This is a genomic window from Mycobacterium sp. MUNTM1 (assembly GCF_054660795.1).
Genome location: NZ_BAAGDE010000003.1, coordinates 70522 through 92384, shown reverse-complemented (window position 1 = coordinate 92384; position 21863 = coordinate 70522). Strand labels below are relative to the sequence as shown.

The following is a 21863-nucleotide window of genomic DNA, read 5'->3' as shown; positions in this document are numbered from 1 at the left end:
CAGGAACAGGTTGGGTGACGAAAGGTGGGCGCGGACAACACTGCGTTCCCGTGTGGCGCGACAAAACCTTTCAGGCGATGGCACGGATGTCTTGTAGAAGTTGGGAATTCATTCGCAGCGGCAGGAGGCGAAGAGTTGACTAACGCACGACAAATGGTGTGTCACGGCCTGCTGCTTGACGCACTGAACGATGCCCTGGACCTCAATGGCGTCGATTGGCATGTCAAACGGCAGAATCCGTCGGCGACACCGGCGGAAGTGCAAAGCGAAACCCTCGACGTGATCCGTTACCTGGTGAGCGAGGGCCTGTTTCGGCTGGGCGGCGAGGTCGCGCTCGGCGAGCATCTCGGAGGCGTAGAGACCGAAGGCGAGCGGTTTGTTGCCTGGGATCAACCAGTGGACCGCATGGTGCACAAGATCTCTCACGTTTATGTGAAACACTATGACGATCCCGAGAAGTGGATGTACGCCGCGTTCATGGAGCTGACAGACAAGGGCGAGCGGCTCGCGCGCTCGCTGGAACAGAAAGACATCGATTCCTACCGGCGGAACGAGTAGCCACGGTTTCCGCGTGTAGGTGGCTTGGACTGGCCACCAAAGCCGAGCCTGACAATCTCGGAATTGGCTCCATAGACATCCAAACGCCTTGAACCGAAACTGGTTTGAGGAACCGGACGCAGCATCCGTCGCAGGCCGGGACGGCGGTCAGTGAACCCGGCTTCTGCTCATAGCGGCGCTCAGGAGGACTCTATGGCCAAGTGCGTGATGGTGCTGTACCCGGACCCGCTCGATGGGTATCCGCCAAAGTATGCCCGTGACAGCATCCCGGTGATCAAGAGTTATCCCGACGACAGCTCGTTGCCGACCCCCTCGAAGATCGACTTCACTCCTGGCGAGATGCTCGGCTGCGTTTCCGGGGCGCTGGGTTTGCGGAAATTCTTTGACGACGACGGGCACGAGCTGGTGGTGACGTCCGATAAAGATGGACCACATTCGGAATTCGAACGCCATCTTCCCGACGCCGATATTGTCATATCCCAGCCTTTCTGGCCGGCGTACATCACCAAGGAGCGTTTCGCCAAGGCACCCAGGCTGAAGCTCGCGTTGACTGCCGGAATCGGTTCGGACCACGTGGATCTCGACGAGGCCCGCGCCCGGGGGGTCACCGTGGCCGAAGAAACATACAGCAACAGCATCAGCGTCGCCGAGCACACGGTGATGCAAATCCTCGCGTTGGTGCGCAATTTCATTCCCTCGCATCGCTGGGCGGCCACCGGCGGGTGGAACATCGCCGACTGCGTGTCGCGTGCCTACGACGTTGAAGGGATGGATGTCGGAGTGATCGCCGCCGGACGAATTGGACGCGCGGTACTGGAACGGATGAAGCCGTTCGGGGTTCAGCTTCATTACTTCGACGTCCATCGCTTGCCACCGGAGCTGGAACATGAGCTCAACGTCACCTATCACCCTGACGTAGAATCACTGGCCACCTCAGTCGATGTGGTATCGATTCACTCGCCGCTGATCTCCCAAACCCACCATATGTTCAACGAGAAGCTGCTGAACAAAATGCGACGCGGCTCCTACATCGTCAACACTGCACGTGCGGAGGAAACCGATCAGAAAGCGATCGTAGCCGCGCTCGATAATGGCCAGCTCGCCGGATACGCCGGTGACGTATGGTACCCGCAACCGCCACCACCGAACCACCTGTGGCGGATGATGCCGAACAATGCGATGACGCCGCATGTTTCGGGAACCACTCTCTCCGCCCAGGCTCGATACGCCGCCGGCACACGAGAGATCCTCGAACACTGGTTCGCCGGCGCGCCCATCCGCTCCGAGTACCTGATCGTTGAGGGCGGAAAATTCGCCGGCACCGGGGCCGCATCCTACGAACAGTAGGCATCCGCCGACCCCTCGGCGGAGAATCACGTTGGCAGCTGGGCCGCCGAAACCGCCTGGACTCACACTCTTTCACATCGACTGGGCGAACCGCCCATGAATCCAATCCATCGATCACAAGGGGATAGCGAGATGACTGAGAACTTCACCACGACCGTCGCCGGGCTGCCGGTTCCCAGCGATGAGCTATCGCTGACGCTGGGGCCTGACGGCCCAGTGTTGATGCAGGACTTCTATCTCATCGAGGCGTTGGCCGATTTCAACCGGGAGAGGGTTGCCGAACGGCAGCCGCACGCCAAGGGCACGGGGGCATTCGGCCGTTTCGAAGTGACCAATGATGTCAGCGCCTACACGCGGGCGGCGGTCTTTCAGCCGGGCACTACCACCGAGGCGTTTGCCCGGCTGGCAGGCAACGCCAGTGAGCGCGGCGCCGCGGACACGCTGCGTGACACTCGCGGATTCTCCGTCAAGTTCTACACGACCGAAGGCAACTACGACATCGTCGGCAACAACGTGCCGATGTTCTTCATCCGTGACGCGATCAAGTTTCCCAACCTGATCCGTGCGTCGAAGCGCCGCGCAGACAACGACTGCCACGATCACAACATGCAGTGGGACTTCTGGACGCTGTCCCCGGAGTCGGCGCATCTGGTGACGTTGGTGATGGGGGATCGCGGCATTCCGAAATCGTTTCGACACATGAACGGCTATGGCTTGCACGCCTTCAGCTGGATCAACTCCGCCGGGGAGATCTTCTGGGTGAAGTATCACTTCAAGTCCAATCAGGGCGTGGAGTGTTTGACCCAGGAGGAAGCCGACCGCCTCGCCGGCACTGACCCGGATTGCAACATGCGTGACCTTCATGAGGCCATCGCGCGAGGGGAGTATCCCAGCTGGTCATTGAAGGTTCAGATCATGCCGTTCGAAGAAGCCAAAACGTATCGCCTCAATCCCTTTGATGTGACCAAGGTGTGGCCACATGGCGATTACCCGTTGGTCGATGTGGGCACGTTGACGTTGGACCGCAACATCACCGATCACCACACTGAGGTCGAGCAGGCCACGTTCACGCCCGCCAGCCTGGTGCCAGGTACCGGGCTGAGCCCGGATCGGCTGTTGCTCGGACGCAGTTTCGCCTACGCCGACGCGCATCGCCACCGCGTCGGGGTCAACCACGATCAGATCCCGGTCAACGCCCCCAAAGTCGCAGTGAACAGTTACGCCAAAGATGGGGCAATGCGGTTCTACAACCGCGCCGATCCAGTATATGTGCCCAACTCCGTGGGCGGCCCGCGCGCCGATCCTGGTCGGGCCGCAGAGGTGCGCTGGGCCGCCGATGGGCAGATGGTGCGTGCCGCACAGACGTTGCGACCCGATGACGACGATTGGAGCCAAGCTCGCTCCTTGATCCGCGACGTGATGGATGATGCGCAGCGAGAACGTCTGGTGCACAACGTTGTTCTGCATGTCTGCGATGGAGTCAAAGACCCGGTGCTATCGCGGGTGTTCGAGTATTGGCGCAACATCGACCCAGAGATCGGTGAACGGATCGAACGCGGTGTCCGTTCCGCCCTGAGCGGGTAGAGCGAATGGGCCGGATCAACATCAACGTCAATCGGGTCGATAGAATCGGTGAATCACTCAGCGTCAAAATGGATCGCATGGCGCTCGCGCGCTCGGCGACGTGCTTGTTATCCCCCCCAATATGGCGCACGCAATCGCCGAGAAATTTTGGAAACGGCTCTGTAGACCTTGATCTGCCGTGCGCACACACTGGTAACTGCAGGAAGGACCGCCGTGCCGCTGTGTCGCTGGACGATGAAAAGTACTGCAGCACTGCTGAACACGCGAACAACGCTTCAAGGGAGGAAACTCATGTTAGAGGAGCAACTCAGCGACGAGCACGGAGCTCACTATGATTTCGTCGTCGTAGGGGGCGGCACGGCTGGTTGCGTCGTCGCCGGCCGGCTCGCTGAAAACCCCAATGTCAGTGTTCTGATCGTTGAGGCAGGCGTGGACAATCCCTGGGACGTCGACATGGTCACCACTCCGTCGCGGGCCATGGAGATCCGCGGCACCGAATCGGACTGGAATTACAAGGCCACGTTCGTCAAGCGGCCCGTATGGGAGCGCACCGACAGGCAATGCACCCGCGGCAGAGCCCTTGGCGGAAGCTCGGCGGGAAACTACTTCAGCTGGATTCCCGGGTGTAAGCCAACGTTTGACCGCTGGGCGGAATATGGTGGCCAGGAATGGAGCTGGGAGCCGCTGGTGCCGTACCTGCGCAAGAGCGCCACCTACCATGGTGATCCCAAGGATGGGAAGCGTTACCCGGCCGAGCTCGAAAAGATCGGCGCCGGTGGGCCGCTGCCCATTTCGCACGCCGATATCCCGGAGTTGCAGAACTTCCGTGATGCCCTCATCCAGGCCTGGACCTCGAGGGGTTTGCCTGTTACCGAGAACATCTACGACGGCGAGATGAATGGGCTCACCCATTCGATCAACAGCATCTACAACGGGCAGCGCTCCGGTGCCTACCTGTTCGTTAAGGACAAACCCAACATCACGATTTTGGGACACACCCGATCCAAGCGTCTGATCATTGACTACGCGGATCGCACCGCAAGGGGAGTGACGGTTGTCGACTCGTTGGGCAACGAGCGCAACTTCTATGCCAACCGGGAAGTCATCCTTTCCCAGGGCGTCTTCGAGAGCCCGAAGCTGCTGATGCTCAGCGGGATCGGCCCGGGCCGCGAGTTGGCCAAGCACGGGATCCCCGTCATTGTCGACTCCCGCCACGTCGGGCAGCACCTGCTCGATCACCCCGGCGTGCCCTTCGTGCTGCGGGTCAAGGACGGCTTCGGCATGGACGAAACCCTGATTCGGCACGGGGCCAACTACAAGGACGCCGTGGCCGCTTACCAGAAAGACCACTCCGGCCCCATCGGCTCAGGCCTGTTGGAGATGATCGGCTTTCCCCGAATCGACGAATACCTCGAAAAGGACCCCGTCTACCGCGAGGCCAAAGCCGCCAACGGCGGGGTGGATCCCTTCTCGCCCGAGGGCCAGCCGCACTTCGAACTCGACTTTGTTCCCATGTTCGGCAGCGCATTCCAGTGGCAGTACCCGACCCCGGACGAAGGTGACCACCTCACGGTGATGGTTGACCTGGTCCGTCCGGTGTCCGACGGCGGTGAGGTGACGCTCAGCAGCGCCGACCCGCTCGTACAGCCCAATATCAACCTGAACTTCCTCGCCAACGAATTGGACATCATCGCGTTGCGTGAGGGCATCAGGTTCACCTATGACGTGCTCACCAAGGGCGACGGCTTCAAGGACCTCGTGGTCAGCCAGTACCCCTGGGATATGCCACTTCACTCGGACGAGCTGATGAGGACGTCGGTTCAGGACCGCGTCCAGACGTCGTTCCATCCGTGCGGTACCAACCGGTTATCCAAGAACATCGACCAGGGCGTGGTTGACCCGAAGCTCAAGGTCCACGGCGTCAACAAGCTACGCGTCATCGATGCCTCGGTCACGCCCGTCATCCCTGACTGCCGTATCCAGAACCACGTCTACATGATTGGGGAGAAGGGCGCCGACGCCATCAAGTCCGACCACAAGGATCTGTACAAGTAACACTGCGCCCTTCTTGTCCTGGGGTGTGACACATTGCCTTCCAACGCCCCTGGACGGAAGTTCCGCCCCAAAAAGAGGCCCTAATTTCGCCACGGATCCCAGGACCGAGACGTCGGTTACCCGCACGTCTTGCGTAGTCGGCCGGAAATCTAGAGAATCGCGTCGTGCAGCGCGTGGCGGTTGTAGGGTCCGGCGGAGCGGGTAAGACCACTTTCTCCCGGGAACTAGGACGTCGTACCGGTCTCCCTGTGATCCACCTGGATCACCATTACTGGCGTCCGCACTGGAGACCGACCCCCACCGATCAATGGCGAAAGACGGTGGCGGAGCTGGCAGCTGGAGATCGGTGGGTCATCGACGGTAACTACGGGAGCTCGCTCGACATACGCCTAGTGCGCGCCGATGTAGTGATCATTTTTGCATTCTCACGGTGGCGGTGCCTGCGTGGGGTGTTACGTAGATGGTGGACACACAGGGGTCGGGCGGTGCAAGCCGACGGCTGCCCTGAACGCCTCGATTGGCAGTTCCTTCGATGGGTATGGCGATACCCAATCGACGGCCGACCACTTCTTGATGCCGCCTTGGTTCAACATGCCAACACCATCCGCGTCATCGAGTTGACGTCACCCGCCGTCGCGCAATCTTTCTTGCGCGGTTTGCCCGCATAATTCGGTCTCAGGCGGTGCAGGAGCTTCTCCCGCCGCTTGCCGACAAACGGTACGGAGGGTGTTGCCCGTTCTCGTTGTAGCTGGGTCGATTTCGGTTCTGCGAGCCGGCTCCTGAAGGCCTCGCTCATGGACCGAACAGACATGCCGGTGCGCGTACTGGCGTCGCACCGGTTCGACGCGATCGCCGTGCGCGCACCATCGACCAAATCAATACCCGAATCTGGCGGCCCGGGGTTTGCTGCAGTCATCCAGGGCCGTTTACTGCAGTCGAAGGTGTGCTCGATTTCGGCGTCATGTGACGCAATGCCGTTGTTGCAGAACGCTGCGCGACCGACGGGCTGCCGATTGCGAGCCGCGCAGTCGGCCGAATCAGTCGAGTAGTCGACTACGCTAGGCGGCCTTTTCGGAACAGGGCAAAACTTGGCTATGCGACCGGTGTAACAGCACCGGGAGAGGGGTTCGCCATGTCAGTCAGTCTGGTTGCGTGCCGTCAATCCGCAGAAGGCACTGACTGCGGGTAGCGCGAGAAAGGACACTCGATTCGGTTGGGTGACAAAGGGCATTAGCGCCTGGCGGTCGAGCCTCTGAGCCCATGCGCACCACGGCGGATCGGCGCTGCGCAGACTCCCGCCCGGGGCGACCGCCTATACGACACACGCAGCACCAGAAACCACCGGAGGGATCAAGAAGTGGACACTGGACATCAACAAGCGCACCAGCGGGCAGTGCAGCGGTACCGGGAGATTAGTCAGAAGACGATGGCGCAACATCGTCAGATTAGTGAGTGGAACGACCAAATCAGCGGGCGAAACCGCCAGCTTAGTGAGCGAGAGCGCGACGCGCTCCAACGACAACAGAGCGCCGCGCACGGACAAGTCGCCCAACGAAGTGATGGCCAACCCAGAGCCGAGCACGTCGCTCGCCGGAATGCACGAACTGCATCGAGCCGTGTGCCCCGAGCGGGATGGTACGAGGACCCGTGGCGACGGGCTTTCGCGCGTTGGTGGAACGGCACCGAATGGACTGACGATACTCGCGGTTAAGCGGGACCGGCGCGCTACCAGGCCGCGATGACTCGCCTGCTATCAAGCCACACCATTCGCTTCCCTCGCCTAGGCCATCAGCGGTCCGCCGAAACCCGGAACGGCGCCCACCGGGATCAGTGCGAACGCAATGGCGAGGACAACGAACAGCCGCAGGGTTTTTGGCGTCGGCGCGCGTTCGATCTCCGGTCGACGCGCGGCGAAGAGGATGAACACGACCGCGACGTCGAACGCGATGATTGTCAGCCAGCGGGTCCAGTCGTAGCCGGTGAGGAAGACCGGGAGAACCAACACGAGGCCGGTGACAATCCAGGCCATCCGGCCCTGCAACGCCTCGGCGAACGCACGCAGCGGCACGCCGGACAGTTCGCTGAGCCCCCACAGTGTCGCCGCGACGGCAGCGGCGCCGAATATCAACGAGACGGTGAGGCCGAGTGCTCCGATATGACCGACGGTGCGAACGGCGTCCGAGATGCCGTTGTTGTAGTTCGGCGTCACGTTGCGACACACCCAGTCGTGATAGTCCGTCTGGCCGGCCCGCCCCTCGAGCACGAAACGCAGCAGCGTCTCGGGCGACGTGACCGTCGCGAAGGGATTGGGCATCAGGCGATGCGGCACGGCCGCACACAGTTGTGACGCGACGTCGTGGCGACCGAACGCCGCAACGACGGCCGTGGTGATGACCCCCGGTGCCACGGCCACCAGCGCGCCAAGGCGCCAAGCGGATTCCAGCGCACCGCCGAGGACGATGATCGCCAGCGCAGCCCCCAAAGCGAACTGCAGCCCTATCGCCTCATGCATCAGCGTCAGCACCGCGATCACGGCGCCGTAAGTCGCGCACCAACCCGCCGCCGCCGCACGAGAACGCGTGAACACCAACGCCGAGCTGAACAGCGCGAGGGCCGCCGCGCCAAACAGGTCGGGGCGGGCCGAGAACGCCGCGAACGCAACACCGAAGGGCAGCAACGGAATCACCATCGCAACCATCAGCCGGCGCTCAGATCGATAGCGGCCGAAGAGTACCACACCCACAACCACGGCCAGGCAGCACAGATAGACCGCGGTCGACAGCCAGCGCAGACCGAGCGTGGCCCCGAAGTAGTGGTTGGGGACCAAACGAACCACTTCACCGGCCAGCCCGCGGCGGACGAAACCGTGCGTGTAGTCGGCGGCGTAATACGACATCCAGTACACGTCGAGCGGTACGACCTTGATTGCGCACCACAGCACGAGTGCCGTCCACGCCGCGATCGCGATGCCGATACCCACCAGGCGGTTCCGGGCACGTGGATCCGCCCTGACACTCAGGTCCACCATCAGATCCGGCCCTCGTGCACGGTGGTGGCGGACAGCTGCAGGTCGGCCAGCGCGGCACACGCGAGCTCGCGCGTAGCTGGTGTGTAGCCGACGCCGCTGTGATACGCCACCACGGTGAGAAACCGGCTGCCGTTGACGGTGCCTGTGCCACAAAACAATTGGCCCTGCGCCTGCTTGATGCGGGCCTCGGTGAAGCCCTGCTCGGCGAGCCGCATGGAGACCTCGTTCGCATCCGCGCCATCGATGCGGCTGACGGCACTGTCAAGGCTCCCGAGGTTGGAACACCCCACCGGAAGCTGGCCGGACGACATGGCGATGCCTTCGGCGCGGCGCACCAGCCAGCGTGGCGTGAACGGAATGAGCGGCAGTCCGGCGAGCATTTCGTTGGGCTCGTCCTCCAGAGCTGTCAGCGCTCTCTTGATCTTGGCGCGCACGTCGCTCAGGTCGCCGGCCACCGCGGCGCCGTCGACGGTCAGCGTGATCGAGGTCAGCGCGTTGGCGCGGTCGTCGTCGGGGGTGCGGTCGCTGACCGGAAGCACCACGGTCACGGAGAACCCATCGGGCAGCACTCTGCCCATCCGGTGGGCCAGGCGAGCGCCGAACGCGACGAAAAGGGCGTTGCCGCTTCCGTTGAGGGCGCGCGCTCGCGCCTCCCACGCCGCGGCGTCGGTTTGCAGCGTCACCGACGGCGAGGTGTTCGGGTGGTGGTCGATCGGTCCGGAGGACGGCCGCGCCTGCGGCTGACCCCGCTGATCGGACGAGACTCGGAGCACAATGAGTAGGCTCGCGATGAGCGCGCGGATCGCCGCCGGCAGTGCAGCGATGGCATCAGCCAGATCCTCGAACACCGCGCGCCCCCGCCCGCGTGAATTCGGCCGTGCATAGCCAAGATTGCGCTGTTCTCCCTTGACGGCTTCGGTGACGGCCAATAGCAGCCCGAGCCCGTCGACCACGCAGTGCGACGCCACCAGGGTGACCGCCGCACCGCCGTCGTCCAACGGCAGCGCGCCGAGATGAAACGTCGGGCCGTGCTCGGGATCGACGGCCACCCGGGCGCGCCGTTCGAGCCACGCGCCAACCTCACTCCGCGGCTGACGTGGTTCCCACGCGATGTCGGGCGAGCGGCCGTCCAGCACCCAGCGATGCCGCCCGAACGGCAGGGGCGAACGCTCGATCCGGCGCCCGAGCAGGCCGGCACGGAGATTCTCGTTGAACGCCCGCAATTCGTCGATGTTCACGTCGCGGTCGTAGATCCACGTGGTCTGCACGGTGCTGCCCTGACCGGTGGCGCGCAGCCGCAGGAAGGCGGCCTGGTCCAGCAGGGCCAGCCTCGCCACTAGCACCCCGCCTCGGCCGCAGCGCGATACCCGCGCACCGCCACCGGCGCGAACACCGCGACCAGGACGCCGCCCCACAGGCCCGCCTGACACAGTGGCGACAGCACCGGACCGCCCTCCGCGAGCGCGCGCATTGCCTCGATCGTCGGGGAGATGGGCGAAAATCGCACCACCGGTTGCAACCAACTCGGAAAGACCTCGGCGGGGGCAACGCCGGTGTTCAGGAACAGCAGTACCACGCACCCCGCGCCCAGCCAGGTCACCATTGCCTTGCCGTCCGCGCGGGCGGCGATGGCGATGACCAATGTCGCCATCCCGGCCGAAATCGCCACGGGCATAAGGACGAAAGCAAGCATCGCGATCCAGCCGTAGTTGAATCGCAGACCCAACGCGATTCCGAAGGCGGTGAGCACAAGGGCGGACGCGATAGTTCGCGCGGCCTCGGCGACCAGTCGCCCCGCCACGGTGCTGGCCCGATGAACCGGCTGCACCCACAGCCTGGTCAGCACACCGGCCTCGCGCTCGGACGGCAAAGCCAGACCGGCGCCGAGGGTTCCGAACACCGCGCCGACCACCGCGCACATCGGGACCAGCCCGTACAGGCTGTCGTGCCCGGTGGCGGCCAGGACGGACTTGCCGACCAGCAGTTTGTAGATGATGAGCAGAAAGGTCGGAAACAACAGCGCCTGCACCGCGACAATCGGGTCGCGGCGCCAGCGGCGCAGCAGCCGTCCCGCCTCCGAACCGCTGTGACTGACGAAAGCGGTCAGCGATGTCGCGCACGGAATCTCGTGCCGTGCAACGACATTAACAGCCTGCTGGGCCTGACCTGTGGACGCATCGCGAGCCGGCAACTCGTCTTGACCTGCCCTGCGAACGATCAGCGGCGCGGCCGAACTTCCCGCGCTGACGCGTCGCTGCATCCGCACCGCGAGAACGCCGAAAAGCGCGAGCAAGCCGAGGCACCATGTCAATGTCACCGTCAGATCCCTGCCGGTGACATGACCGCTGGCCAGACCCCGCAGCGTCTCGGTGACCCGAGATACCGGTTGGTTGCGAATGAACGGTCCAAGCCATGCCGGAAACGATTCCGCCGGAGCGATACCGGTGGACAGCAACACCAGGACCAATTGGGGGAGAAGCAGTAACTGGCTCGAGGATTCGACGGAGCCGACCCGCGAGCCCAGGGCATCAGCACCGAGACAGACCGCCATCGCGAACGCCACGACGATGCTCACGAACAGAACCGTGTCACCTGCGCCGCCGTCCATCCGGAAGTCGAACAACCATCCGACCGCGATGGCCGCGACCAACGCGATGATTGCGCGTGTCAGGCAATAAAGCATCCGCGCGCCCAGCGGCACCGTCGCGGAAACCGGCAGGGTGCGAAGGCGGGAACCGAAGCCGGACAACCGGTCTCGTGCGGCACGGTCGGCCGTGGTCATGGCTCCGAACAGCATCGCCTGCACGATGACAACCGGGACGACGTACTGCGGATAGCTCATCGGACCGGTGTGGATGAGGCCGCCCAGTACCAAAGTGAAACCCAGGAAACAGCCCACCGGTGCGAGCGCCGCGAAAAGCAGGTCAGCGTCGCGCCGAGAGGCCGACACCGTCCGGAAGGTGAGCGCCACCAGGGCACTCATACCGAGACCTCCGGCGGCGCCACGACGGCAACCACATCACGCATCGATACGCAGTGCGGCATCGCATACCCGGGTGAACTCGGCACGCATCGTTTCGACGTAGCGCAGGACGGACCTGCGGGCGACGTCGGTGCCCGGGTAGGCGACCACCAGCTGGGTCTTGTCGTGCATGCGATTGACCCACATGCACACCGTCTCGGACAGCCGGTTGTCGCCCCAGACGCCGGCGCGCAGGCCGTCGAAGTAATCGCCGAACGGCAACTTGCGGATGTCGATGTAGGACAGCATCGGGACCGGACGGTCCGGGACCTCGATGGGGTGCGCGGACGCGTCGGTCGATTCGAGCAGGTGGTAGTACGGCACGGCGCCCAGGGCGGTGTTGCCGTCGAAGGATGCCTGGGCCGCGCTCACCACCTCATCGAATGACGCACCGGCGGTGGGAATGGCCAACGGGACGAAACTGGCCAGCCAACCGACCGCGGTGGCGTACGTGGGCTCGCGCCGGTTGTCGAATGGCGTGAGCCCGAAATACGTTGCGGCGCCGGTCAACCGGTGTTCGGTTAGCGCGGCACAAGCGAACACGCCCCCGCTGAAACGCGCGCCCGCCGCACGGCACACCGCTTCGAACCGTCGGCCCTGGTCGTCATCGATCAGGTCGAATACGTCGATGGCTCCCGGTGTGTCCGCATTCGACTCACCCAGTTCCAGAGGGAATTTCGGGAGGGCCCCCTTATTCGCCGCGAGAAAAGCCCGCCACGACTGGATTTCGGGCGATTCCTCGTTCAGGCCCCTGGTGTACGCGTGCTGATTCGCGCTGTACTCGCGATGGCTCGGGGCGGGCGGCAACGGGTTTTCCGCCCGCTGCAGCGCGGCGAAGTACATCGTCTGGATATCGAGAAAGATCACCCCCGCCGACATGCCATCTGCGCGTAAGTGGTCGACGGCGATATAGATGGTGAACCGGTCTTGGGCCTGAATGATGCCGAAGGTAAAGCAGTCCCATTGCAGGGGGTCCGGCGTATCGAGAAGGAGCTTGCGGATCTGGTTCGGCGCCATCCGCCCGAGATCCGTTGGCGCCAAGGTGATGGCCTGTGGGTCGGGGATGACATAGCGAAGGATCTCGTCATTATCCCCGAAGGTAAAGCGGTCGTGGTAGGTGTCGTGTCGCCGCAGGTGACTGTTCACGGCTTGGGTCATCGCATCGATATCGCAGATGCCGCTGATTTCCCAGGCCCCGATGCACAACCGGGGGATATCACGGCCGCGGCTCACTTGGCGTCGGTAATAGCGGAGATGCTGTGCCTGCTGATAGCTCACCGGGGCGGAGTGGTGCTGCGCTTCGGCGGCGCGCCGATAGGTGGCGGCCGTGGGGTACCAGGACACGACGGTGCCCTCGGCCGTCCAGTCCTCAACCGTGCCCAAGAACATGCGCTACCTTTCGTCCGTCAGCTGCGACGCCGGTTTGGATGACCTTAACGGCACCGCGCATGAATTGCTGAGTAAGTCGGTCGCCGAAGCGGTCCAGTTCCGCAGGCCCAGCAAGTCGCTTACGTCGCGCCGCGTCGAACAATGCATGCCAGTGATTGAGGTGGTTGGCGTTTGAGTTGATGGTCGATGTGTTGGCAAGCAGCGCAAATAAATGACTCGCCAGCGATCCCGCGGCGCAATCATGAAATTCCCCTTTCGGCCCGGAGCTATCGCACGGAAAGTTCTGTCAACCAAAAGCGTGCTCGTGTGAGGGAGTGGACAACGCAGGGTCATTCAATTCGCGCTTTGTTAACACGGAACTACCAGTCGAACAAGCATTTATCTCGACGAGATGACCCAACCTGTCGATTCCCACCCACGGAGCAGGCGCTATGTCGGGAAGACCTCGCCAGGCGCTGGTAGGCCTGCCCGAACTGCGCCTCGGTTACCATATCGTGATGTATGGCCGTATTGGAATAGTGTCAGCGGAAGATTCCTCGTTCCGAGGATCGGGGCAAACAACCGATCGATTCCCAAAAGGGCCGCGGCACTGGGCCCTACGGCCCTGCTAATGCCAGCACGGGAGCACGAGGTCGGTCTCGGACTGCGCACTGACAGCAAACTGTGATCCGACTGAGCCGCCACGGTGAACCTAGTCGCGTGGGTGCCGCGTGGGTGCAGCGTGCGTAACCGCTAGCTCGAATTCCGCGCGCCGTGGAAATCTTTGTGCGCCAGATGGATATGCGGCGAAGGCGGCTATTCGGCGCGCGGTTCTGTCCATGGTGAGCCGAGACTGCCTCGCTACCCCGCCGGATGCAGCGCCTGGCCCTCGATCTCGAGTTGCCCGAGGCGGCGTTACTCGCGGGTCGCATACCCCGATGGGGGCCGCGCGCAGACAAAGCGCCCTCCGATGATCGATGATGGTCGGGACAACCCGTCGTTTCTCGTCACCGTGAATTTTTAGTGAACGGAAGTTGACGATGCCCGATGAGCTCCGCGGCACGGCCAGACTGTTCGATGCGTTGACCACCAAAGGCACCGCCTTCACCGAATCCGAACGCCAGCGGTTGGGCCTCTTGGGTCTGTTGCCGACAACCGTCAAGACCCTCGAGCAGCAGGCCGAGCACTGCTGGCACGAGTTCTCCACTCGGCGCGACGATCTCGACAAACACATCTATCTGCGGGCGTTGCAGGACCGCAACGAAACCCTGTTCTACCGGGTGTTGCGTGATCACATACCCGAGGCGCTGCCGATCGTCTACACGCCCACCGTGGGTGAGGCCTGCGAGCGTTTCAGTGAGATCTACCGGCGGCCGCGAGGATTGTTCGTCTCCTACGCCGAGGGTGATTGTCTGGACGACGTGCTGGACAACCGGCCGCAGCGCGACGTCGATGTGATCGTGGTGACCGATGGCCAGCGCATCCTCGGCCTGGGCGATCAGGGCATCGGCGGGATGGGGATCCCGATCGGAAAGCTCTCGCTCTACACCCTGATCGGCGGGATCGATCCCGCGCGCACACTTCCGATCGTGCTCGACGTGGGTACCGACAACAGCGAGCTTCTCGACGATCCCCAATACCTGGGCTGGCGGCACCGGCGCATCGACGACGACGATTACTACGCTTTCATCGACAAGTTCGTCACCGCGGTGCGCAAGCATCTGCCCAATGTGTTGCTGCAGTGGGAGGACTTCGCCACGACGCATGCGCTGCCGATCCTGGCCCGCTACCGCGACAAGCTCCTCACCTTCAACGACGACATTCAAGGGACGGCCGCCGTCACCGTGGGAGCGCTGCACGGCGCCGCCAAAGTCGCCGGCCGCCCGCTCTCGCAGCAACAGGTCGTCATGCTCGGCGCCGGCTCGGCCGGTATCGGCGTGCTCGACATGATTCGCCGGCAGATGATGACCGAAGGGTTGTCCGAACATGACGCCTCGCAACGCATTTGGGTTGTCGACGTGGTTGGCCTGCTTACCGATGATCGCACCGACCTGTCCGACGCGCAGCGCGGATTCGCCCAGCCGGCCGGCCGCGTCGCCGAATGGGGTCTTTCGGGGCCCGCCCAGCTCGGCGACGTCGTCCATCATGTCGACGCGGGTGTGCTGCTCGGCCTGTCGACCGCGGCGGGTGCCTTCACCGAGAGCATCGTGCGCGAGCTGGCCGGCAAGACCGAGCGGCCGATTATCTTCCCGCTCTCCAACCCGACGAGCCGCGCCGAGGCGCACCCCGCGGAACTGGATCACTGGACCGACGGGCGCGCCCTGATCGCCACCGGCTCACCGTTCGCGCTGCTACACCGTAACGGCGTGGAACACGCGATAGCGCAATGCAATAACGTCTATATCTTCCCCGCGATGGGACTGGCCGTGACCGCGGCTCAGGCGACGCGGGTCACCGACGAGATGATGCGCGTCGCCGCCGAGACCTTGGGTGAGGCGTCGCCGGCCCTCGCCGACCCCGACCAGCCGCTGCTGCCCGCATGGTCGGACGTGCCCGACATCGCGGTGCGAATCGCGCACGCCGTCGCCGTGCAGGCGGTCGCGGACGGCGTCGCCCCCACGCGCAGCGACGCCGAACTCACCGAGCGCATCAGGCAGGTGCGTTGGGTCCCGGAATACCCCGCCTCGGGGGAGACCACCGCCTGACAGACGTCCATGGGCTCGCATGTTGGGCTATCACTTCGACTGTCGAAGCGACATACCGCCGGTTACGGGTACCGGGCCGGGTGTGAATATGTTCACTTTCCGCTTTATGCACCAGTCCTGGACGTGGGCAATGACTTTGGAGGCACATGGAAATACCAGCGCAGCTGCGCAATCGGCAAACCGTGGCGCCGAACATCGGTCCCGGCGCCGATGTTGCGCGCAGGATTGAGAATTGAGAGCGCGTGGTACCAAAGGGAGCGTGAGCGGGGGTCAGATGACCATGCCCGCACGATCCAGAGGAACTCAATGCACTTCGCGGTATTGCCGCCGGAGGTCAATTCCGGCCGCATGTACGCAGGCCCCGGCGCGGGGTCGCTGCTGGCCGCAGCGACGGCGTGGGACGAGCTCGCCAATGAGCTGCACACCACGGCGGCCAACATCGAGTCGGTGATCTCGGGGCTTACCAGTGAGGCCTGGCAGGGGCCGTCCGCGGCAGCGACGGCGGTTGCGGCCGCACCGCAGGTGGCCTGGCTCAACGCCACCGCTGAGCAGGCCACGCAGGCCGGCGCTCAGGCCAAAGCCGCTGCGACAGCTTATGAGTCGGCGTACGCGGCGACGGTGCATCCGTCGGTCATCGCGGCCAACCGTTCCCAGTTGTCCTCACTGGTCGCCACGAATCTGCTGGGCCAGAACACGCCGGCGATTGCGGCCACCGAGGTCGCCTACGGCGAAATGTGGGCCCAGGACGTCGCCGCAATGTATGGCTATGCTGGCGCGTCGCAGGCGGCATCGCAGGTGACACCGTTCACGCCGCCCGAGCAGACGACCAATCAGGGCGGGCTGGCCGCGCAGGCGGCCGCGACGACGCGGGCTGCCGGTACCTCGGCCGGACGCGTGCAGGCGGCGTTGTCGGGCAATGCGATGTCCACGGTGCCAAATGCGTTGCAAAGCCTCGCAACGTCGTCGACGGCGTCCTCGGGACTGAGCGACTTCTCCAGCTTCTTGAACCCCTACAACTTGGTGTCGCTCGGCTCTGCATTTCTGGGCAACGGCACCGGGCTGATCGGCGTATCGGGCGCCGCGGGCTTCATTTCCGACACCGAACACAAGATCGTGGACCCGGGCACGAAGCCGAAGGTCGTGCCGGAAAAGCCGGGAAAACCGGCAGTTTCGCGCTCGTCCGGAAAGGCGGCGACGGTGTCCGCGGGAATGGGGCGTGCGAACTCGTTGGGCGGCATGTCGGTGCCGCAGGGCTGGTCGACGGCGGCACCGGAAGTGCGCCTCACCGCGCTCGAGTCGCCCGCCGCCGGCGCCGCTGCGGCGACTCGCGCGGGTTCTGGGCTGTTCAGCGGCCAGATGCCGCTGTTCGGTGGTGCGCCATTGATGGCGATGCCCGGCCGCGGCACAGCCGATCCCCGGGGTCGCCAACCGGCCGCAACGAGCGACGCGCCCGGACGCCCGCTCCCCACGGGGGCGGCTATGCAAGAGCGTAGACAGTCACCGCGCAGCGCGCCGACCGGAACCGCAGCCGAGTTGCGCGAAATCACTGACGTGCTAGGTAAACTCGCCGAACTGCGAGCCTCCGGCGCGCTGACCGACACCGAATTCGCCGAACAAAAGCAACGGCTGCTCGGTACCGGTTAACCACCGTCACGGTGGCATGGTGGTCGCCTCAATCAAACCTGACCGAGGCGACCACCATGGGTGTCGTTGCTCATCCACTGTTTGGAGCGCACTCGTAGTGCACCACGGTGGAGACTGGGTCGAAGTCCTTCCTTACCCAGACCGTGCGGCCCCGGGTCAGAACCGCGGTGGCGGTGGCCCCCCAAAGGGTCCCGGACCTGGTGGCGGGCCGCCGAATGGTCCCGGACCTGGTGGCGGGCCGCCGAATGGTCCCGGACCTGGTGGCGGGCCGCCGAATGGTCCCGGACCTGGGTGTGGCGGTCCGAAGGGGCCAGGTCCGGGCGGTGGTGGGGGATCTGCACTTGCCGCCGCGGCGCCGAAGGCCGCCACGGTTAGACCCAGGGCACCCGCAATCACCGCGCCGGCGATCGCCCGCTTAGTTTTCATGCTCAAGCCAGCCTCTCGCGTCGGTAGTTACTCTTGTTAAGTAAGTAACTTACATGCAACATCATCGTGAGCGGCGGATGACACAGCGTGTCGATGTCAGCCAAAACGCCCTGCACTGCCGCGGGCATTGGGCGGACCGCCGTTTATGCAGCTCCGGAACATCCATTCACCGACTGGTCCAGATGATTTCAGTAACCGGCTTCCTGGCTCGAAAGAGCCCGACCGGCAGGGAACTGCCCGGGAGAACCACCCGAGGAAGCCGCGCAATTCGGTAAGTCCTTCGCTAAGGTAATTAGGTATGGGAACTAGTGTGGAGCGCGTCTTCCCGATTGCCTTCTCGAAGGAGCCGATTAGCCGGCGCTGCGTCATTCGGGTATTACGCAGTCTCGCAAAGGCTTCCGTTATCAACGATTAGACGGTGCACGTCGCGGTTGATCCGCCGATGTGACCGATGAGTGAAAGTGAGATCTTGAATGCTGTCCACGCTAGACCGTGCGCCCCTCAATAATGTCTTGGCAGACCTACGGGGTAAGGCGCGCGCACAAAGGGCCGCTGGCCGGCCCGGCGGATTTCATTTGACCGCAACAGCCAGCCCTCAGCAGCGTGCCGACGCCGCCAGTGACGCTTACATGGCGATAAGCCCGACCTCGGGCCTTCTGCTGTATTCGATGGTGCGAGCGGTCAGACCCGCGACGGTCATCGAGTTCGGGATGTCCTATGGCATCTCCACGCTGCATTTGGCGGCCGCGGCGCGCGACAACGGGTCGGGTCACATTTTCACCACGGAATTGAGCGCCAAGAAGGTCGCAGCGGGAAAGCGCACGTTTGCGGCGGCCGGTGTTGACGACCTCATCACCATCCTTGACGGCGACGCTCTGGCCACGCTCGGTGCGGTTCCTGGTGAGGTCGGTGTAGTCCTGCTCGACGGCTGGAAAGAAATGTATCTTCCGGTGTTGCAGCTCATTGAGAAGCAGCTATCCCACGGCGCACTCATTCTGGCTGACAACGCCGAGAATCCAGGCACCGCCAGCTATCTCGACTATGTCCGCGACCCGGCCAACGGCTACGTCACCATCAACTTTCCCGACAAGGAGCGAAATAGCACTGAGTTAAGTTGTCGCGTCTAAAAATCCAGGCTGCCGCCCGCGCCCGTCCGGGAAATAGGGCCGCTTGGCCGCTCCTTCGTTGCAATCGCCGGTGAACCGACTGAGCGATGATGCCGACGCCTACCAGACTGGTCCTTGACTTCATACATACAGTGTGTATGTTCATACATACGGTATGTATCTAGAAGGTAGGGGTTGCATGAGTGCCACGCTCGACGCCATCGCGGAAGAACGCAGCATCGTGTTGGAGCTTTGCTCGAAGATGCCGGATGCATTGTGGGCGAAGCAGAGTGGTTGTTCCGGCTGGTCGGTGCAAGACCTTGTGTCGCACATGGCGTGCAGCTTCTGGTTGGCGGTCGATCCGTCGACGCTGCCCAATCCCGGCGGCATGCCCGCCGAGCGAGCGGCGGACCTGTACGTTGACTCACGACGCTCGATGACCCCCAAAGAGGTTGTGGCCGACTATGAATCGGTCAGCGCACGCGGCCTGGAGGTGCTCGCGGCAATCGAGGGCCAGGACATCGACATACCCATCGGCGACGTCGGTACCTACCCGGCCTCGGTGGTGCCGACAACGTTCGTTTTCGAGGCCCTCATTCACACTCGGTACGACCTGTTTCGCCCGGATGGGCCGTTGGAGGGAGACCCGCCGCCCGTCGACGAGCTGCGGCTTGCCCCCACGCTCGACTGGATCGAAGCGGCGCTGCCGCAACAGAATGTCAACCTGCTCAACGACTTATCCGCGGGCGTGGAGATCCGTCTCGACGGCCTGTGCGCCCGGACCCTGCACCTCGGTGGCCGCTCCGACGCCGCGGCGCGCATCACGTCTAATTCTCAGGCCTTCGTGCGGTGGGTCACCCAGCGCGGCGCCTGGGAGGGCCTGGGCGTGCTGGCCGAGGGCGACCCGGCGGCGCTCGATATCGTGCGGCGGCTCAGGGTGTTCTGAGGAGACGCACACCGCGACGCCGCTTCGGCCTGCCACAATCCCCGACCTGCATACGGTATGCATGACAATGCATGGGGCGGTGGAAAGGTAAGGGTTGATGGCGAAGGGCGGTCGCCGCACGCAGGCCGAGCGTGCGGCCGAGACGCGTGATGCGCTGATGGGTGCCGCGCGGCCGTTGTTCGCGTCGGTGGGGTTCGCCGATGCTTCACTGGAAACGATCGTCCGCGACGCGGGGGTGACGCGCGGAGCCCTGTACCACCATTTCGCCGACAAAACCGAGCTGTTCGCGGCCGTGTTCGAGCAGGTGGAGGGGGAGATGGCCGCCCGGATGGGGGAGGCCGTCGCCGCCGCGGGGCACTCGGATCCTGTCGAGATCATGCGACTGTGTTCGGGGCTCTGGTTGGACGCGTGCGCCGAACCCGAGATCCAGCGCATCGTCTTGCTCGAGGCGCTGGCGGTGCTGGGATGGGAACGCTGGAGCGACATCGGGCACCGCTACAACATCGGGTTCGTGACCGGGCTGCTCACCGATGCCATCGAGTCCGGCAGCATCCCCCGTCAGCCCGTCGAGGCCACGGCGCTGACGATCATGGGGGCGCTGCGCGAGGCGACCCTCTACATCGCCCGCGCCGACGATCAGCGGCAGGCGCGGGCGGACGCCGGCGCGGTGATGGACAGACTGCTCGAGGCGTTGCGCGCCAACGATATTGGTTAGGTGGCTGCCACCCGCGCGGATCACTGAGCCCAGGAATGAGGCGGGCTGTCAGACGTCGCGGCGGCACGTGGTATCTTTGCGGGCGTGAATATCGGCGTGCGCGCGTATTGGCGCTTTATCGTGGCTCCGGGTGGAGCCAGCGATGCAGCGTCTGGTTGACGCCACCGCACAACTGATACCCGGAGCCCGGCAGTGACCACAAGGTCGCTGCTTTTCGTTTTTCAGGGCATCGGGAACCAGCGGGCGTGCTCTGGGAGCCAGCAGAGAAAGGCACACACCCTCCATGTCCATCATCAATTGCGAGACGGCGACGATAGATACGTCCGATCATCGGATCGTTTCATTCCGCGAGCTTTCGGCCCCCGCCGTGATCCGCACCGAGCTGCCGCTGACGGCCCGGCGTGCCCAGGCCGTACAGCGCGATCGCGAGGAAATCTCGGCGGTCCTGGCCGGTGGTGACGACCGGCTGTTACTGGTAGTCGGCCCCTGCTCGGTGCACGATCCCGTCGCCGCACTCGATTACGCGCGCCGGCTCGCGCCGCTCGCCGCCGAATACGCGGACCGGCTGAAGATCGTGATGCGCGTCTACTTCGAGAAGCCGCGCACCACCATCGGCTGGAAGGGACTCATCAACGATCCCAACATGGACGGCAGCTTCGACGTCGAACGCGGCATCCGCATCGCGCGCGGTTTGCTGCTCGACATCATCGACGTCGGCCTGCCGGTGGGATGCGAATTCCTGGAGCCCACCAGCCCGCAATACATCGCCGACGCCGTCGCCTGGGGTGCGATCGGCGCCCGGACCACCGAGTCGCAGGTGCACCGCCAGCTGGCGTCCGGGCTGTCGATGCCGGTCGGATTCAAGAACGGCACCGACGGCAACGTCCAGGTCGCCATCGACGGCGTCAAAGCCGCTGCGGCACCGCACCATTTCTTCGGCACCGACAACGTCGGTCGCGCGGCCGTGGTGCAGACCATGGGCAATCCCGACTGTCACGTGATCCTGCGCGGCGGCACCGCCGGGCCCAACTACGATGCCGCGTCGGTGGCCACCGCCATCGAACGGCTGAGCAAGGCGGGGCTTTCCGCGCAGGTGATGCTCGACTGCTCACACGCCAACTCCGGCAAAGACCATGTGCGCCAAGCCGAAGTCACGGCCGAGGTGGCCGCACGCCTGGCGGCCGGCGAGCGCGGTATCGCCGGACTGATGCTGGAGAGCTTCCTGGTGGCCGGCGCGCAATCGCTCGGCGGCGAGCTGACCTACGGACAATCGGTGACCGATCAGTGCATGGACTTCCGGACCACGGCGGGCTTGCTCGCCCAGCTCTACGTCGCGATGGGCTGAATAACGGGCGACGG

At 64.1% G+C, this 21863-nt stretch carries 16 protein-coding genes; 11 read left to right on the top strand and 5 right to left on the bottom strand.

Annotated elements, in window-relative coordinates; translation table 11 throughout:
• Positions 1-135 precede the first annotated feature (135 nt).
• The 4 genes from ACYQ8K_RS02870 to ACYQ8K_RS02855 all read left to right on the top strand — a co-directional run bounded on the left by ACYQ8K_RS02870 (position 136) and on the right by ACYQ8K_RS02855 (position 5544).
• Positions 136-558, top strand: a complete 423-nt coding sequence (locus ACYQ8K_RS02870; RefSeq protein ID WP_459966906.1) for a hypothetical protein — start codon at positions 136-138, stop codon at positions 556-558.
• 192 nt (positions 559-750) lie between these two features.
• A complete protein-coding gene (locus ACYQ8K_RS02865) occupies positions 751-1905 on the top strand; it encodes an NAD-dependent formate dehydrogenase (protein ID WP_459966905.1) in 1155 nt (384 codons plus the stop codon).
• A 132-nt stretch (positions 1906-2037) separates the two neighbouring features.
• A complete protein-coding gene (locus ACYQ8K_RS02860; protein WP_459966904.1) occupies positions 2038-3489 on the top strand; it encodes a catalase in 1452 nt (483 codons plus the stop codon).
• Positions 3490-3702: 213 nt separating this feature from the next.
• Entirely contained in the window at positions 3703-5544 is a 1842-nt protein-coding gene (locus ACYQ8K_RS02855) for a GMC family oxidoreductase (RefSeq protein ID WP_459966903.1), read from the top strand.
• Positions 5545-6130: 586 nt separating this feature from the next.
• Here ACYQ8K_RS02855 and ACYQ8K_RS02850 read toward each other — a convergent pair.
• Positions 6131-6460, bottom strand: a complete 330-nt coding sequence (locus tag ACYQ8K_RS02850) for a hypothetical protein (RefSeq protein WP_459966901.1) — start codon at positions 6458-6460, stop codon at positions 6131-6133.
• Positions 6461-6970: 510 nt separating this feature from the next.
• Between ACYQ8K_RS02850 and ACYQ8K_RS02845 the strand changes: the two genes are divergently transcribed.
• On the top strand, positions 6971-7255 hold the full coding sequence (locus ACYQ8K_RS02845; RefSeq protein WP_459967001.1) for a DUF2510 domain-containing protein: 285 nt from the start codon (positions 6971-6973) through the stop codon (positions 7253-7255).
• Positions 7256-7324: 69 nt separating this feature from the next.
• On the opposite strand, the gene ACYQ8K_RS02840 is transcribed toward ACYQ8K_RS02845, so the two are convergent.
• Genes ACYQ8K_RS02840 through ACYQ8K_RS02825 form a run of 4 tightly spaced genes read right to left on the bottom strand, consistent with a single transcriptional unit; the run spans position 7325 to position 12983 of the window.
• Positions 7325-8572, bottom strand: a complete 1248-nt coding sequence (locus ACYQ8K_RS02840; RefSeq protein ID WP_459966899.1) for a hypothetical protein — start codon at positions 8570-8572, stop codon at positions 7325-7327.
• Positions 8572-9909 (bottom strand): hypothetical protein, encoded by a 1338-nt coding sequence (locus tag ACYQ8K_RS02835; RefSeq protein WP_459966898.1) that lies wholly within the window; start codon positions 9907-9909, stop codon positions 8572-8574. The genes ACYQ8K_RS02840 and ACYQ8K_RS02835 overlap by 1 nt, the downstream gene beginning before the upstream one ends.
• On the bottom strand, positions 9909-11555 hold the full coding sequence (locus tag ACYQ8K_RS02830) for an ABC transporter permease (protein WP_459966897.1): 1647 nt from the start codon (positions 11553-11555) through the stop codon (positions 9909-9911). Before ACYQ8K_RS02830 ends, ACYQ8K_RS02835 begins: the two co-directional genes overlap by 1 nt.
• Before the next feature lie 36 nt (positions 11556-11591).
• Positions 11592-12983, bottom strand: coding sequence for a condensation domain-containing protein (locus ACYQ8K_RS02825; RefSeq protein ID WP_459966896.1), 1392 nt, complete (start codon positions 12981-12983; stop codon positions 11592-11594).
• Positions 12984-14002: 1019 nt separating this feature from the next.
• On the opposite strand from ACYQ8K_RS02825, the gene ACYQ8K_RS02820 reads away from it, so the two are divergent.
• From ACYQ8K_RS02820 to ACYQ8K_RS02795, 6 genes are all read left to right on the top strand, one after another.
• Complete coding sequence (locus tag ACYQ8K_RS02820; protein ID WP_459966895.1) at positions 14003-15667, top strand: NAD-dependent malic enzyme; 1665 nt, start codon at positions 14003-14005, stop codon at positions 15665-15667.
• A gap of 306 nt (positions 15668-15973) precedes the next feature.
• Positions 15974-17311: a PPE family protein, SVP subgroup gene (locus ACYQ8K_RS02815; RefSeq protein WP_459966894.1), complete on the top strand. Its 1338-nt coding sequence runs from the start codon at positions 15974-15976 to the stop codon at positions 17309-17311.
• Positions 17312-18210: 899 nt separating this feature from the next.
• A complete protein-coding gene (locus ACYQ8K_RS02810) occupies positions 18211-18864 on the top strand; it encodes an O-methyltransferase (RefSeq protein WP_459966893.1) in 654 nt (217 codons plus the stop codon).
• Positions 18865-19042: 178 nt separating this feature from the next.
• Positions 19043-19789: a maleylpyruvate isomerase family mycothiol-dependent enzyme gene (locus ACYQ8K_RS02805; protein WP_459966892.1), complete on the top strand. Its 747-nt coding sequence runs from the start codon at positions 19043-19045 to the stop codon at positions 19787-19789.
• Positions 19790-19886: 97 nt separating this feature from the next.
• Positions 19887-20504, top strand: a complete 618-nt coding sequence (locus tag ACYQ8K_RS02800) for a TetR/AcrR family transcriptional regulator (protein ID WP_459966890.1) — start codon at positions 19887-19889, stop codon at positions 20502-20504.
• Positions 20505-20787: 283 nt separating this feature from the next.
• A complete protein-coding gene (locus ACYQ8K_RS02795) occupies positions 20788-21849 on the top strand; it encodes a 3-deoxy-7-phosphoheptulonate synthase (protein ID WP_459966889.1) in 1062 nt (353 codons plus the stop codon).
• Positions 21850-21863 lie beyond the last annotated feature (14 nt).

Coding starts and splice junctions, on each gene's coding strand:
- ACYQ8K_RS02865 (WP_459966905.1), top strand. CDS start 751: ATGGCCAAGTGCGTGATGGTGCTGTACCCGGACCCGCTCGATGGGTAT.
- ACYQ8K_RS02860 (WP_459966904.1), top strand. CDS start 2,038: ATGACTGAGAACTTCACCACGACCGTCGCCGGGCTGCCGGTTCCCAGC.
- ACYQ8K_RS02850 (WP_459966901.1), bottom strand. CDS start 6,460: ATGACTGCAGCAAACCCCGGGCCGCCAGATTCGGGTATTGATTTGGTC.
- ACYQ8K_RS02845 (WP_459967001.1), top strand. CDS start 6,971: ATGGCGCAACATCGTCAGATTAGTGAGTGGAACGACCAAATCAGCGGG.
- ACYQ8K_RS02840 (WP_459966899.1), bottom strand. CDS start 8,572: ATGGTGGACCTGAGTGTCAGGGCGGATCCACGTGCCCGGAACCGCCTG.
- ACYQ8K_RS02830 (WP_459966897.1), bottom strand. CDS start 11,555: ATGAGTGCCCTGGTGGCGCTCACCTTCCGGACGGTGTCGGCCTCTCGG.
- ACYQ8K_RS02825 (WP_459966896.1), bottom strand. CDS start 12,983: ATGTTCTTGGGCACGGTTGAGGACTGGACGGCCGAGGGCACCGTCGTG.
- ACYQ8K_RS02820 (WP_459966895.1), top strand. CDS start 14,003: ATGCCCGATGAGCTCCGCGGCACGGCCAGACTGTTCGATGCGTTGACC.
- ACYQ8K_RS02815 (WP_459966894.1), top strand. CDS start 15,974: ATGCACTTCGCGGTATTGCCGCCGGAGGTCAATTCCGGCCGCATGTAC.
- ACYQ8K_RS02810 (WP_459966893.1), top strand. CDS start 18,211: ATGCTGTCCACGCTAGACCGTGCGCCCCTCAATAATGTCTTGGCAGAC.
- ACYQ8K_RS02805 (WP_459966892.1), top strand. CDS start 19,043: ATGAGTGCCACGCTCGACGCCATCGCGGAAGAACGCAGCATCGTGTTG.
- ACYQ8K_RS02800 (WP_459966890.1), top strand. CDS start 19,887: ATGGCGAAGGGCGGTCGCCGCACGCAGGCCGAGCGTGCGGCCGAGACG.
- ACYQ8K_RS02795 (WP_459966889.1), top strand. CDS start 20,788: ATGTCCATCATCAATTGCGAGACGGCGACGATAGATACGTCCGATCAT.